Origin of the sequence: Nitrobacter sp., from assembly GCF_051535235.1 — a bacterium.
Classification (GTDB): domain Bacteria; phylum Pseudomonadota; class Alphaproteobacteria; order Rhizobiales; family Xanthobacteraceae; genus Nitrobacter.
In genome coordinates this window covers 88512-103282 of sequence record NZ_JBPPLZ010000008.1, presented here as the reverse complement: position 1 = coordinate 103282, position 14771 = coordinate 88512, and the positions used below count along the sequence as shown (strand labels likewise).

The window sequence follows — 14771 nt, the reverse complement described above, 5'->3', positions numbered from 1 at the left end:
GCTCCGCCCGGAAGCATTTTCGATTCAGCCTGATTCATAAGGACTTTGTGGTGGCTCCCGCTAAGAAGAAAACGGCAAAAAAATCCCGCGTGAAGCCGCGCAAACAGCGCCGCGTCGTGGCCCCGAAAGCGCGCAGCAAAAAAGCTGGCGCCCGGAAGAGCAGCAAACGCGGAAAGACGGGCGCGAAGGCAACGACGAAAGCGCGCGCGCCGAAGAAGGTCAAAAAGGCGGCGAGTAAGCCTGCCAAGCGCGCGGCCAAAAAGCAGCCGTCGACAAAAGCTCCCAAAAAAGCTGTGGCGAAAAAGAGAACTTCAAAACGAGCCGTGACAAAAAAATCCACGGCAAAACAGCCTGTGGCAAAACAGGTCGTGGCAAAACGGCCGGTGAGAAAGCGTCCGGAGAAAGCCGCAGCGCCGGCCCGGACTGATACGACCTTGACTACGGCGCCTTCGAGTACGACGTCGGCGCATGCCAACACGTTCTACATCACCACAGCCATCGTGTATCCGAACGGCGCGCCGCATATCGGTCACGCTTATGAGGCGATCGCCACGGACGCGCTGGCGCGTTTCCAGAGGCTCGACGGCAAGGATGTCTTCTTTCTGACCGGCACCGACGAGCATGGCCAGAAGATGGTACAGACCGCGCAACGCGAAAACATATCAGCGCTTGAACTCGCCACACGGAACGCCGAATTGCTGCGCAAGCTCGACGAGACGCTGGACATCTCGTTCGATCGGTTTATCCGCACCTCGGAGTCCGCACATCATCGCTCGGTCCAGGAAATCTGGAAGCGCATGGTGGCAAACGGCGACATCTATCTGTCGAACTACGCCGGTTGGTATTCGGTGCGCGACGAAGCCTATTACGCCGAGGACGAGACCGTCGTCGGCGAAGACAACGTGCGGCGCGGCCCGCAGGGCACCCCCGTCGAGTGGGTGGAGGAAAAGAGCTATTTCTTTAAGTTGGCGTCCTATCAGGACAGGCTGCTCGCGCTGTACGAAAGCCAGCCGGATTTCATAGGTCCGGATTCCCGCCGTAACGAAGTCGTCAGCTTCGTGAAGGGTGGACTGAAGGATCTCTCGATCTCGCGCACGACCTTCGACTGGGGCATCAAGGTGCCGGACGATCCCGAGCACGTCATGTATGTCTGGGTCGACGCGCTGACGAACTACATCACCGGCGTCGGTTTTCCGGACGAGAACGACAGGAACTGGCGCTACTGGCCGGCTGACGTTCACATCATCGGCAAGGACATCATTCGCTTTCACGCCGTGTACTGGCCTGCCTTCCTGATGTCGGCGGGCATCCCGTTGCAGAAGCGTGTCTATGCGCACGGCTTTCTGTTCAATCGCGGAGAGAAGATGTCGAAATCGGTCGGCAACGTCGTCGATCCCTTCAACCTCGCCGCGCAATACGGCGTCGATCAGATGCGCTACTTCTTCCTGCGTGAAGTGCCGTTCGGGCAGGACGGCAGCTACAACCACGAGGCGATCGTGGCGCGCATCAATGCCGATCTCGCCAACGACTTCGGCAACCTTGCCCAACGCTCCTTGTCGATGATCGCCAAGCAGCACGAGGGCATGCTGCCCGAGCCTGGGGATTTCAGCGACGCCGACAAGGCGATCCTCGCGCAAGCCGACGGCATGATCGCGCTTGCGCGCGAGGCGATGAATGCGCAGCAGATTCATCAGGCGCTCAACGCCGTTTGGGCCGTCGTCGCCGAAGCCAACCGCTATTTCGCCGGCGAAGCGCCCTGGGTGCTGGCCAAGACCGATCCGGCGCGGCAGAAGACGGTGCTCTACGTCACCGCCGAGGTGGTGCGCCAGATCGCGATCCTCGCTCAGCCCGCGATGCCGGCCGCATGCGCCAGGATGCTCGATAGTCTCGGCATTCCCGCGGACGAACGGAATTTTGCGATGCTTGGCGGTCACGTCCGCATCAAGCCAGGCACGACATTGCCGCCGCCGGTCCCTGTGTTTCCGCGCTATGTCGAACCGTCCGTGACCTGACCGCAAACCGCCCATGCTTGTCGACAGCCATTGCCACCTTGATTTTCCCGATTTTGCCGATGAACTCGACGCCGTCGTCGCGCGCGCGGAAGCGGCGGGGGTGGAGCGCATGGTGACGATCTCCACTCGCGTGAAGGAGCACGCAAAACTGCTCGCGATCGCCGAGCGGTTTTCGAACGTCTACTGTTCGGTCGGCACGCATCCGCATCACGCCGATGAAGAGGACGGTATCACGCCGGACGAACTCACCGCGAAGACGCAGCATCCGAAAGTCGTGGCGCTGGGGGAGGCTGGGCTTGATTATTTCTACGAAAACGGCTCGCCCGAGGCTCAGGCGCGGGGATTCCGCGCCCACATCGCCGCCGCCCGCGCCACCGGTTTGCCGCTGGTCATTCATACCCGCGAGGCGGATGAGGATTGCGGACGCATTCTCGATGACGAAATGGCGAAGGGGCCGTTTCGCGGCGTGCTGCATTGCTATACCGGTGGCCGCGAACTCGCGATGAAGGCCGTTGCGCTTGGATTGTACATCGGCTTCACAGGAATCCTGACGTTCAAGAAATCCGATGCGTTACGCGCGCTCGCTGCTGAATTGCCCGAGGATCGTATTCTGGTCGAGACCGATGCGCCATATCTTGCGCCCGGCAAGTTTCGCGGCAAGCGCAACGAACCCTCCTATGTCGTGGAGACCGCCAAGGTGCTGGCCGATGTGCGCGGCGTTTCGCTCGAGGAAATGTCGCGGCAGACCACAGAGAATTTCTTCCGGCTGTTCTCCAAAGTGCCGCGCGGAGAGGTAATCGCATGACGGTGACGCTGACCATTCTCGGCTGCGGATCGTCAGCCGGCGTACCGCGTCCTGCGCTGGGCTGGGGCGCCTGCGATCCCACCAATCCGAAAAACCGCCGCCGCCGCTGCTCGCTGTTGGTGGAGCGCGCATCGGAGCAGGGGACAACGCGTGTCCTGATCGATACATCACCCGACCTGCGCGAGCAGTTGCTCGACGTCAACGTCGATCACATCGATGCGGTTTTCCTCACGCACGAACACGCCGACCAGACGCATGGAATCGACGACCTGCGCTCCATCGTGCTGCATCAGGGCCAGCGGATTCCGGTGTATCTCAATCAGTCGACATCCAAGGAAATCCTCGCCCGCTTCTCTTACTGTTTCGTGTCGCCAGAGGGCAGCGGCTATCCGCCGATCCTGGACAGCCTCTCCATCGAGGCGGGCGAAAGCCAAGCGATCGACGGCAAGGGCGGCCCCCTCACGCTGTTGGCTTTTCTCGTGCAGCACGGCAACATTCCGTCGCTCGGTTACCGGATCGGCAACGCTGCCTATACCCCCGACGCGCACGACATTCCGCATGAAAGCTGGCAGGCGCTGCAAGGCCTCGATCTGTGGATCATCGACGGACTGCGATACGCGCAGCATCCCAGCCATTTCAGCATCGCGGACGCGCTGTCGTGGATCAACCGCTTCAAGCCCAAGCGCGCTGTCATCACCAACATGCACGCCGACCTGGACTACGAGGTGCTGCGCCACGAGTTGCCGGAAAATGTCGTGCCGGCCTATGACGGGATGAAGCTTCAGATTGAAGGTCCTATCCCTGCCTCAACGCTCGAATAACGGCGGCGTCATCGGCCGCGGAGGATTGCCGCCCGATTCTATCTCATAGGAGATAGTTTCTAATTCAGGCCGAGATCGCCTTCGCCGAATTGACCTGACTTCTCAGCAGGAACTTCTGGATCTTCCCTGTCGAGGTCTTCGGAATCGTCCCGAACACCACAGCCTTCGGCGTCTTGAAACCAGGTATGTGCTCGCGGCAATAGGCGATGATTTCCGCCTCAGTGACGTGCGCACCATCTTTCAATTCGATGAAGGCGCAAGGCACTTCGCCCCACTTGGCGTCGGGTTTGGCGACCACCGCGGCGAACAGCACGGCAGGGTGCTTGTAAAGGATGTCCTCGACCTCGAGCGAGGAGACGTTCTCGCCGCCGGAAATGATGATGTCCTTGGAGCGATCCTTGATGATGACATAGCCGTCGTGATCGAGCACTCCGAGATCGCCGGTATGAAACCATCCGCCGGCGAAGGCTTCTTTCGTCGCCTTCTCGTTCTTGAGGTACCCCTTCATCACGATGTTGCCGCGGAACATGACCTCGCCGATGGTTTCGCCGTCGCGCGGCACCTCGTGCATAGTCTCCGGGTCAAGGACGGTGATGGCTTCCTCGAGCGGGTAAGGAACACCCTGCCGTCGCTTGAGTTGAGCGCGCTGATCGCCGGGGAGGTCATCCCAACCCGGCTGTTCGGCGCAGACCGCGGCGGGACCGTAGGTCTCCGTCAGCCCGTAGACATGAGTGAGCTTGATGCCGATGCTTTCAGCGCCCTCGAGCACAGCGACCGGGGGTGCAGCCCCGGCGATCAGCCCGACGATCGGCCGGGCAACGTTGCTCTTGGGCGCGCAGGGCGCGTTGATCAGGGTGTTGTAGACGATCGGCGCGCCGCACATGTGGGTGACGCCGTGCTTCGGGATAAGCTCGAAAATCCTGGCGGGATCGACCTTGCGCAAGCAGACGTTTACGCCCGCCGCTGCGGCAACGCTCCACGTGAAGCACCAGCCATTGCAGTGGAACATGGGCAAGGTCCAGAGATAGGACGGGTGCTGCCCCAGCCCGCCGGCCAGAATATTGCTGACGGCATTGAGATATGCGCCACGATGGTGCGTAACGACGCCTTTCGGATTGCCCGTGGTGCCGGAGGTGTAACTCAGCGCGATCGCGTCCCACTCGTCATGCGGCGGCACAGTCACGAAACCCGGATCGCCCGCGGCGACGGCCGCCTCATATTCGATTTCGCCGATGCGTTCGCCGCCCGAAAAAGCCGCGTCGTCGACGTCGATGACGAAGGGTTTTGGGCCTTTCATCAGCGTCAGCGCCGCGGCGATCACGGCGGAGAACTCCGGGTCGACCAGAATGACTTTGGCGCCGCCATGATCCAGCATGAAGGCGAGGGAGGCCGCTTCAAGGCGGATGTTGAGCGTGTTGAGTATCGCGCCGGTCATCGGCACTGCGAAATGAACCTCGTTCATCGCGGGGATGTTCGGCAACATCACCGCCACGGTATCGCCGCGCCCGATTCCACGTCCCGCGAGAAACGATGCAAAGCGCCTGCAGCGGGTGTAGGTCTCGGCCCAGGTGAAGGTGCGTCCTTCGTAGACCGCGCTCGGCAGGCCGGGATACACAGCTGCGCTTCGCTCAAGGAAGCTCAGCGGCGTCAGCGGCACGAAATTGGCGGGGTTTTTGTCCAGACCGGTATTGTATTGGTTTTCGACCATATCTTTTACCCTTCAATACCTTGCGAAGGATTTTTTATTTTCCGCTCTATCCATATCAGAAAACAGAGACGGAAGGCTGACCAACTCTCTGGTATTTATTCCAGAAATCCAATCGAAATCCATGGAAACGCGGCCACGGCGATCAAGCCGATCAACAATGCCAGCATGTAACCCCAGATCGGCCTGATCCCATCGGCAGGATCGACGCGACCGATGGCGCAGGCGGCATAATAACCTACGCCGAAAGGCGGTGCGAACAGGCCCATGCCCATGGCCAGAATAATGACCATTGCGTAATGGACCTCGTGAATTCCAACGGCTCTTGCGATGGGGAACAGCAGCGGGCCGAACAGCACGACGGCCGGAATACCTTCGAGCACGCTGCCGAGAACGGTGAAGGCGACGATCGAGACGGCGATGAAACTGACCCCGCCGCCGGGCAGGCCGGTCATCGTGGCCGCCAGCGCCCGGGAAAAGCCGGACTGGGTCAGTCCCCAGGCCATGCCGGTTGCCGTTCCGATGATGAGCAGGATCGCACCGGACAGAGAGGCGGTTTCAATCAGCATCGGCAGCAACCTGCGCCAGTCGAACCGACGATAGAGCAACAGGCCGGCGAGAACGGCATAGACGATGCCGATGGTCGACACCTCCGTTGCGGTCGCGATTCCCTCGACGACGGCAGCGCGGATCACGAACGGCAGCGCCAGAGCCGGCAGGGCGACGACGAACGTCCGGGCGATCTCGCCGACCCTAGCCTTTTCGATGTGGCTCAGGTCGTCGTCACGGTGCCGCCACCACACCAGCGCCGACAACGTGATCGCCAGCACGGCGCTCGGAAGCAATCCGCCGGTGAACAGGGCCGCGATCGATACCCCGCTCACCGAGCCGATCGTGATCAGCACCAGACTCGGCGGAATGGTTTCCGTCTGGGCGCCGGTGGCCGCGAGCAGGGCGACGAGGTCGCCCGGTTCGGCTCCACGCTTCTTCATCTCCGGAAACAGCACGGGAGCCACGGCCGCCATGTCCGCCGCCTTGGCCCCCGAAATGCCCGACACCAGATACATCGCACCGACCAGCACATAGTGGAGACCGCCGCGAACATGACCAAGCAGACTGGCAAGGAACGCCACCATGGCGCGCGCCATCCCGGTCATTTCGATCAGCAGGCCGAGGAAGACGAACAGCGGAACGGCGAGCAGGATGAGATGGCTCATGCCCTCGTCCATACGTCCGACCAGCACGATCAGCGGCGTCCGCGTGGTCAGCGCCAGATATCCGTAGATCGCAAGGCCAAATCCGAAGGCGATCGGCACACCTGCGAATACGCAGAGGCCGGCGACGCCGACGAAAAAGATCACGAGGTTGAGATTGCCCAACGGCAGCAACCACGGCTGCATCAGACGGAATGCGAAAATCATGACAGCGACGGTCGCGGCCGCGCCGAGCAGAATCCGTATGTTGCCGATGCGCACCAGCCGCAGCAGCGCAAAGACGGCCATCAGGCCGATGCCTACCGGCAGCGCCGCCGTGCGCCACACGTTGGAAATCTGCAACGCCGGCGTGGTGATGAAGCTTTCCTCATAGGCATAGTCCCACGATGGCCCGACTATCAGGATCAGAAAGGCGAGGGCCGCGCAGAGGGCGACCGCGTCGAGGAAGGCGCGTTGTCCGGGGCGGGCCTGCGCGACCAGCGCGGTCATGCGCATGTGCTCGCCGCGACGGAATGCCGTGACCGCGCCCAGCATCGCCAGCCACAGGAACAAGATAGACGCCAGTTCATCGGACCAGATCAGAGGCCGGTGAAGCAGGTAGCGAGAAACCACGCCCGCAAACAGCACGATGATTTCCGCAACGACGAGCGCGGCTGCCGGCACTTCGACCAGATATCCGAGACAAGCATCGAGCGACGCCGCCAGAGAGCGCCGTCGCGCGAAATCCGGCGTTTCCACGTCCGCCGTCGCTTCCGTGCCTTCGGCGCGAGCCATCTTTTGCGTCCGAGGCCGGCTTTTATACGAGCTTGCCTACCGATTTCTCCAGCAACGACCACGCCTGATCGCCGTATTTGCCCTTCCATTCGGAATAGAAACCGGCGGATTGCAGCTTGTCGCGGAACGGGCCGAGTTCAGGCTGATTGAAGATCAGCCCCTTGGCGGCGAGATCGGCACGGACCGTCGCATTCATTTTCTCGATATCCTCACGTTCCTTGACCGCCGCTGCATTGATGTTCCTCGTGACGATAGCGCGGATGTCGACCGGAATCGCCTCCCATGCGCGGCGATTGGCCAGGAACCAGAAGCCGTCCCACATATGATTAGTCAGCGAGCAGTATTTTTGCACCTCATACAGTTTGGCGGCCGCGATCAGCGCGAGCGGATTTTCCTGACCTTCGACGATCTTCGTCTGCAACGCGGAATAGACCTCGTTGAAGTTGATCGAGGCGGGCGAAGCGCCGAACGCCTTGAACATCGAGGTCCAGAGCGGCGAAACCGGCACGCGTATCTTGAACCCCTTGAAATCGTCTGGTCCGTTGATCGGCCTGATCGACGACGTGGTCTGCCGGAAACCGTTGTCCCAGATCTTGTCCATCACAACGAGATTGGACTTGCTGATTTCGCCGCGGATATATGCGCCAAGTTCGCCATCCATCGCCTTCCAGACCGTCGCGTAATTGGGAAATGCAAAACCGACGCCGTTGATCGATGCCGCCGGTATTAGCGCGGCCAGGATCAGGCCCGACAAGGTGAAAAACTCAACGCCGCCAGAACGGATCTGACTGAGCGCATCGGTATCGGAACCGAGTTGGTTGCTGGGAAAAATCTGCAAATCGACCCGTCCGTCGGTCTCGGTCCTGATCGCCGCCGCCATTTCCTTGGCGCGGATGTTCAGCGGATGCGACTCCGGCAGATTGTTGGCGTACTTGTAAGAAAACTCAGCCTTCTGGGCGCGCGCCACGAATGGCGCGCCGACGCCGCCGAGGATGACCGTCGCCGCCGACGCCTTCAGCACTGTACGACGCGAAAAACCCATCTGAACCGTCTCCCTGACGTTTGTTGTTGTCCAGTACAAGTCCACGATGCAAGGCGCCGCGTCCGGTCATCACTTCGCGATTCGCAGGTCAAGTTCTTCGCGCAATTCTCGCCGACCGCAAGTCACGATCTCCGCGCGGGGCTTATTCTGCAAGCGCTATTTCGAGCAAGGAATTGAAACGATCGCCGCGGGGTTTGCAAAAAACTCCGCTAAGCCGCTGGGATCTCTGGTGGAATAAATATTCCATAATATACCTTATGCGAATTACGGGACGGTTTGCGGGAATGGTCAGGAAGCCGGCACCGCTCCAGCGCCGACGGTCACCTGACTTCTTTGTTGGATATTTCAAGGGCGAAAGCTGGTCTGGTCGCTGCGCCGGATCGCCAACTATCTATCCTGCCGCCGCCCCGACGATGACGCAGTTGCGGACAGATCGTTCGCAGGCGCCGGCTCGGAGTCTTTGCGGAACAGAACATACAACGCCGGCAATACCAGCAGCGTCAGGATGGTCGACGAGACGATGCCGCCGATCACGACGGTTGCCAGGGGCCGCTGCACTTCGGCGCCCGCGCCGGTCGCGATCGCCATCGGCACGAATCCAAGGGATGCGACCAGCGCCGTCATCAGGACCGGTCGCAGCCGGGTCGAGGCGCCCTGATAAACCGCATCGAATACCGGCGTTCCTTCCCGCCGCAATTGTTCAATGAAAGAGATGATGACGATGCCGTTCAGGACGGCGACGCCCGACAGCGCGATGAAGCCGACGCCGGCGCTGATGGACAGCGGGATACCGCGCAGCAGCAGCGCTAGAACGCCGCCGGTGAGGGCTAGCGGCACACCGCTGAACACCAGCAAGGCATCGGCGAGCGATCCGAAACTCATGAACAATAGCAACAGCATGAGCGCCAGCGCGACCGGCACCACAATCGTCAAGCGTTTGGTCGCCGATACGAGTTGTTCGAACTGCCCTCCCCAGCCGATCCAATAGCCCGGCGGCAGCCTGACTTTCTCCGCGACCGCGCGCTGCGCGTCGGCCACGAACGATCCGAGGTCCCGTTCGCGAACGTTGGCGGTGACGACGATGCGACGCTTGCCGTTTTCGCGGCTGATCTGGTTGGGACCCGGCGCGACCTCGACCGTCGCCACCGATGACAGCGGCACGTAGCGCATCTGGAGGGCGGACGATGCCGACCATGCAACGTTCGTCTTCTCCGCTGCCGTTGTGTTTTCGACGGGAGGCAGGGGAATCGAGATGGCGCGGATCGACTCCAGGCGGCCTCGCAGGTTTTCAGGAAGGCGGACCACGATGTCGAAACGCCGATCGCCCTCGAACAGCTTGCCAACGCTTTTGCCGCCGATCGCAATCTCCACGACGTTCTGGACGTCAGCGGTGCTGAGGCCGTAGCGCGACAGGGCCTGCCGATCCAGCTTCACCGTCAAAATCGGAAGCCCGGACACCTGTTCGATCTTGACGTCGGTCGCGCCGGAAATAGTCGTGATCGCGGACTGCACCTGTTTCGCCGCGCCCTGGAGAATGTCCAGATCGTCGCCGAAGATCTTGATGCCGACGTCGCTGCGCACGCCGGAGATCAGTTCGTTGACGCGCAACTCGATCGGCTGCGAGATTTCATATGCGCTGCCGGGAATCTCGTTCGCAGCCTTTTCGATTTCCTCCACGAGTTCGGATTTGGGCTTCGACGGGTCCGGCCATTCCTCGCGCGGCTTCAGCATGACGTAGCCGTCGGACATCGATGGCGGCATCGCATCGGTGGCGACCTCCGCGGTGCCGGTCCGCGCGAAGACGTCTTTCACTTCCAGGATTTTTTTGATCCGTTTCTCCAGCGCCATCTGGAGATCGAGCGACTGGGTCAGGCTGGTTCCCGGTATCCGGATCGCGGCGATGGCGACGTCTCCCTCGTCGAGCGAGGGAATGAATTCGCCACCCATACGCATCGCGGCGACGCCACTTGCCAGCACGATGACGACAGCCGCGGACACCACCAGGTGCCGATACCGGATCGCGCCTTTCAGCAGCGGCAGGTAGCCTCGCTTCGCCCCGCGCATGAAAAGGCTCTCCTTGCCGGAGACCTTGCCGGTCATCACAATCGCAACGGCCGCGGGAACGAAAGTCACGGAGAAAATCGCGGCGCCCAGCAACGCCATCAGCACCGTGAGCGCCATCGGCGTGAACATCTTGCCTTCGACGCCGGTGAGCGTCAGTACCGGCAGGTACACGACCGCGATGATCGTGGTGCCGAACAGGCTGGGTTTGATCACCTCGCGGGATCCGTTGAAAATCGTCCGCAGGCGTTCGCTGAGCGACAGAAGCCGCCCCGCCCTGCGCTGCTCCTCGGCAAGAAGCCGCAGGCAATTCTCCACGATGATCACCGCGCCGTCGACGATAATGCCGAAATCGATGGCGCCCAGGCTCATCAGGTTTGCGCTGACTCTCGCCTCGACCATGCCGGTCACCGTGAAAAGCATGGCGAGTGGAATCACGCACGCCGTCACGATCGCCGCGCGAATATTGCCGAGGACGAGGAACAGCACCGCGATGACGAGAAGCGCGCCCTCGATCAGGTTCTTCTGCACGGTTCTGATGGTCGCATCGACCAGATCGGTCCGGTCATAGACCGTGCGCGCGATCACGCCGTCGGGAAGCGAGCGGGCGATCTCGCCGAGCTTGGTCGCCACCTGCTTCGCGACTGCGCGGCTGTTCTCGCCGATCAGCAGCATCGCGGTGCCGAGCACGGTCTCCTTGCCGTCCAGCGTCGCGGCTCCTGTCCGCAGGTCCTTGCCTTCCCGCACGTCGGCCACGTCGCGGATGCGGACGGGAATGCCGCCGCGCGAACCGATGACGATGTCCTGAATTTCGGCGATGTTGGCGACCTGTCCCGGCGTCCGGACGAGATATTGTTCGCCGTTGCGTTCGATATAGCCCGCGCCGACGTTGGCGTTGTTGGCGGCGAGAGCCGTCATCACGTCGCGCAGTCCGAGACTGTAGGCCATCAGCCGTCCCGGATCCGGCAACACATGAAACTGGCGTTCGTATCCGCCGATGGTATTGATCTCGATCACGCCGGGGACGGTGCGCAGTTGCGGCTTGATGATCCAGTCCTGAATCGTTCGCAGGTCGCTTGCCGTGAATTCGTCGCCGCCGGGGGTCCTCGCGCCCTGCTCGGCCTCAACGGTATACATGAAAATTTCACCGAGCCCGGTCGACACCGGACCCATCGCGACCTCCACGCCGGGCGGCAACTGATCCCTCACCTGCTGGATGCGCTCGTTGACCAGCTGGCGCGCGAAGTAGATGTCGGTGCCGTCGAGAAAGACGACCGTGACCTGGCTCAGACCGTAGCGCGAACTCGATCGCGTGTATTCAAGCCTGGGGAGACCGGCCATCGCCGTCTCGACCGGAAACGTGATGCGCTGTTCGGTTTCCAGCGGAGAGTAACCCGGCGCGCGGGTATTGATCTGCACCTGGACGTTCGTGATGTCGGGCACCGCATCGATCGGCAGCCGGGTGAAATTCCAGCCGCCGAGGACCGCGATCCCCAGGGCGAACAGGATCACCAGCCAGCGCTGGCGGATTGAAAAGGCGAGGACCGCATCAATCATGCTCGGCCTCTCCCTTGCCCATCTCCGCCTTCACGACGAAGCTGTTCTCGGCGACATAGGGTTCTCCCGCCGAAAGCCCCGCACGGATCTCCACGAACCTCGCATCGGATTCTCCGAGCGCCACGGGGCGGGCTTCGATCTTGTCGCCGCCTTCGCGGACGAAAACGACCGTCTTGTTATCCAGCGTCTGTATCGCGCCAACGCGCACCGCAACCGGCACGTTGCGCTTTGCCAGCACGAGCCGCGCGGTAACGAACAGTCCCGGACGCAGGCGGCCGTCCGCGTTTGCCAGAACGATCCGGGCGATCGCCGTCTGCGTGTCGCTCGATCCGACCGGCGCGACGTAGGATATGCGACCCTTGATGTCCGCGCCGCCGTCGTCAGGATCAATCAGCACTTCGTCGCCGGTCCGGACGCGATTGAGGTCCTGACGATAGATCGACAGGTCGACCCAGATTGTCGACAGGTCGGCGACGACGAAAGAGGGCTTCTGTTCCGAGGCGTACTCGCCGAGCGAGATCTGGCGGTCGATCACGGTGCCGCTGATCGGCGCCTTCAGGTCGTAGACGGTGAGGCTCTGGTTGCTTTCGACCGATGCAAGTTGGTCGTTCTTGGCCACCGTATCGCCGATCCGTTTGCTGATCGAACGGACGATGCCTGGAAAGCGCGGCGTCACCTGAACCACCGTCTCCTGGTTGGCGCGCAGCACCCCATTGAAGGACAGCGTATCGCTGAGCGTCGCCGCGCCGGCCTTGGCGAGCACCGCACCGGCGGCTGCGAGCTTGACGTCGCTGATCAGAATGCGGTCCGCGCCGTGCTCGTCCTGCTCGATGTGGCCATTTGCGGCTTTCTCGCTCTGATGGTTTTTTCGCGCAACCGGCGCAGCAGGTTTCGTCGGCCCCATCATGCGATAGCCGATGGCTGCGACCGCGAGCGCCGCAACGGTCGCAACAATGATCGAGAGCATTCTCATCTTGCGCTCTCCCGCGTCAGCGCAAACGGATTGCCGACCAGTCCCTCGATGGTGGCGACAGCAATATGGAAATTCTGCTGAGCCTCCTGTTCGCGCAGACGCGCCTGCGTAACGCTTGCCTGCGCATCGAGCACTTCGAGAAGCGTGAAACGCCCCTGCCCGTATCCCTCGAAGATGGCGTCGGCTGCCTGACTCGATTTCGGGATCGCCACATCGCGCAACACTTTCAGCTCGCGCAACGATCCCTGCAGCGAATCGTAGGCGCGGCCGGCGAGTACGATCAGCGTGTTGCGATTGGCTTCGCGCTCCGCCCTCGTTTTTGCGAGGCTTTCCTGAGCGGACAGGATGTTGCCCTGGTTCCGGTCAAAGACCGGAATGGGAACGGACAGCGAGAGCCTGACGGCGTCGTCGCCGGTCTCGTTGTAATGACGCCAGCCGGCGCTGACGCGAACGTCCGGATAGGGCTTCAGCCGGGCCAGCAGCAGTTCGGCGTTGCGTTGCGCATAGACCGCGGTCCAGCGCATCAATTGCGGATTCGAATCGATCGCGGCGATGACGACCTGAAAAGATGGAGGCCGACCCAGATCGTCCAGCCGCCCGGAAACCGCCGAGAATTTCGCAGCAGTATCGCCCATCAGTACCGCCAGTTCGCGCCGTGCGCTGGCAAGCGTCGAACTCACACGCTCGCGATCCGCCTTCACCAACGCGGACGCGACTTCCGCCCGGCCGATTTCGGCAGGTGACGAAGCGCCGGCGTCCACTCGCCGGTGCAGCAACGGCGCCAGCTTCTCGATTGCGGCGATCTGCTCGTCCAGGATCCGCACCCTGCGCTGCGCGCCGAGGACGCCCAGAAAGGCGACGGCCGTCTCCGACAGAACTTCGAGACGCACGGCCTTGCGCTGGATGGCGGCGGTCTCGACGCCGGCCTGCCCGACGGCAATTCGCGCGTCGCGCTTGCCGAAAAGCTCGAAAAGCTGGCTGATCTGCAGCGTGGTTTCCGTCGATTTCGTCCCGCGATAACGCCCCGACCCGAACGAATTGTCCTGCTCATAGGACAGTTCGGGATTGATCAGCGCGCCGGCCTGGATGCGCTGGCCGGTTGCGATTCCGACATCGCGCTCGGCGGCGGTCAGGCGCGGATTGGCGGCGAGCGCGCGTTGAAGCGCGGTCTTCAACGTGAGCGTTTGCGAATGCGACGTTGCCGTCAGCCAAGGGCTGACCAGCAGCGCCATCGCCCCCGCAAGACGCGCGGCGGATTTCGATAGCATGGAAGATCCTGACGAACGGCGGAATCAGGGCGTCAATACGCCCGCGAATACGTTCAGGTCAGGAGCTTTGGCGGCGGAGTGTCAATGCCCGGAACGAGATCGGAGGCGCGCGAAAGCACCTTCGGAATCACGGCACGCTCAGGTGCAATTGTGACCGCGAGCAACGGCGGACTGGGCAACGAAACGGGGAAACAACCGTGACAGTGATGGTCTGCGACCATTCCGGGTCCATTCGTATCCGTATGGTCCGGCGTCATTGAGACGACGATCCGCCCCCCGGGAGCGGTCACGTCGATGTCGAAGCAATGATGCAGCGCGCCCGACAACAAATAAGCGACGATCAGAAACACGACCGCGATCCTGCTGCGCGAAACGCGCGGGAGAACGGATCGATCGTTGATAGAAGTGAGGGTCAATGGCCTACTTCGTCCCAAGCCAGCGATGTTTGTCTAACACGCCCGCGCATCTCGAGTCGACTGCAACACTATAACAGGTCCGGCGGTTTCGTGAGGAGGACAGGCCGGCCGCGTGGATTATAT

The 14771-nt window shown here is 61.9% G+C and carries 11 protein-coding genes; 3 read left to right on the top strand and 8 right to left on the bottom strand.

All coding sequences use genetic code 11. The features are described from left to right. Positions 1–34 precede the first annotated feature (34 nt). Entirely contained in the window at positions 35–340 is a 306-nt protein-coding gene (locus tag ACS3WA_RS12215; RefSeq protein ID WP_438278780.1) for a hypothetical protein, read from the bottom strand. Between the two features lie 28 nt (positions 341–368). Between ACS3WA_RS12215 and metG the strand changes: the two genes are divergently transcribed. Genes metG through ACS3WA_RS12200 form a run of 3 tightly spaced genes read left to right on the top strand, consistent with a single transcriptional unit; the run spans position 369 to position 3638 of the window. Continuing rightward, positions 369–2012 (top strand): methionine--tRNA ligase, encoded by a 1644-nt coding sequence (metG, locus tag ACS3WA_RS12210; protein ID WP_438278826.1) that lies wholly within the window; start codon positions 369–371, stop codon positions 2010–2012. A gap of 13 nt (positions 2013–2025) precedes the next feature. Next, a complete protein-coding gene (locus ACS3WA_RS12205; RefSeq protein WP_438278779.1) occupies positions 2026–2817 on the top strand; it encodes a TatD family hydrolase in 792 nt (263 codons plus the stop codon). After that, positions 2814–3638, top strand: a complete 825-nt coding sequence (locus ACS3WA_RS12200) for an MBL fold metallo-hydrolase (RefSeq protein ID WP_438278778.1) — start codon at positions 2814–2816, stop codon at positions 3636–3638. Before ACS3WA_RS12205 ends, ACS3WA_RS12200 begins: the two co-directional genes overlap by 4 nt. Positions 3639–3702: 64 nt before the next feature. Here ACS3WA_RS12200 and ACS3WA_RS12195 read toward each other — a convergent pair whose 3' ends face one another. The 7 genes from ACS3WA_RS12195 to ACS3WA_RS12165 all read right to left on the bottom strand — a co-directional run bounded on the left by ACS3WA_RS12195 (position 3703) and on the right by ACS3WA_RS12165 (position 14582). Next, on the bottom strand, positions 3703–5346 hold the full coding sequence (locus ACS3WA_RS12195; RefSeq protein WP_438278777.1) for an acyl-CoA synthetase: 1644 nt from the start codon (positions 5344–5346) through the stop codon (positions 3703–3705). A 95-nt stretch (positions 5347–5441) separates the two neighbouring features. Continuing rightward, the gene (locus ACS3WA_RS12190) at positions 5442–7331 is read right to left on the bottom strand and encodes a TRAP transporter large permease (RefSeq protein WP_438278776.1); all 1890 of its coding nucleotides are present in this window, start codon (positions 7329–7331) and stop codon (positions 5442–5444) included. Between the two features lie 22 nt (positions 7332–7353). After that, a complete protein-coding gene (locus ACS3WA_RS12185) occupies positions 7354–8373 on the bottom strand; it encodes a TRAP transporter substrate-binding protein (protein ID WP_438278775.1) in 1020 nt (339 codons plus the stop codon). Positions 8374–8760: 387 nt separating this feature from the next. Next, positions 8761–11991: an efflux RND transporter permease subunit gene (locus tag ACS3WA_RS12180; RefSeq protein WP_438278774.1), complete on the bottom strand. Its 3231-nt coding sequence runs from the start codon at positions 11989–11991 to the stop codon at positions 8761–8763. Next, positions 11984–12964 carry a divalent metal ion exporter adaptor subunit IhpB gene (gene ihpB, locus ACS3WA_RS12175; protein ID WP_438278773.1) on the bottom strand — a complete coding sequence of 327 codons (981 nt, stop codon included), beginning with the start codon at positions 12962–12964 and terminating at the stop codon, positions 11984–11986. The genes ACS3WA_RS12180 and ihpB overlap by 8 nt, the downstream gene beginning before the upstream one ends. Then, positions 12961–14232 (bottom strand): divalent metal ion exporter subunit IhpA, encoded by a 1272-nt coding sequence (gene ihpA, locus ACS3WA_RS12170; RefSeq protein WP_438278772.1) that lies wholly within the window; start codon positions 14230–14232, stop codon positions 12961–12963. The genes ihpB and ihpA overlap by 4 nt, the downstream gene beginning before the upstream one ends. Before the next feature lie 53 nt (positions 14233–14285). Next, the gene (locus tag ACS3WA_RS12165) at positions 14286–14582 is read right to left on the bottom strand and encodes a hypothetical protein (RefSeq protein WP_438278771.1); all 297 of its coding nucleotides are present in this window, start codon (positions 14580–14582) and stop codon (positions 14286–14288) included. Positions 14583–14771: the final 189 nt, after the last annotated feature.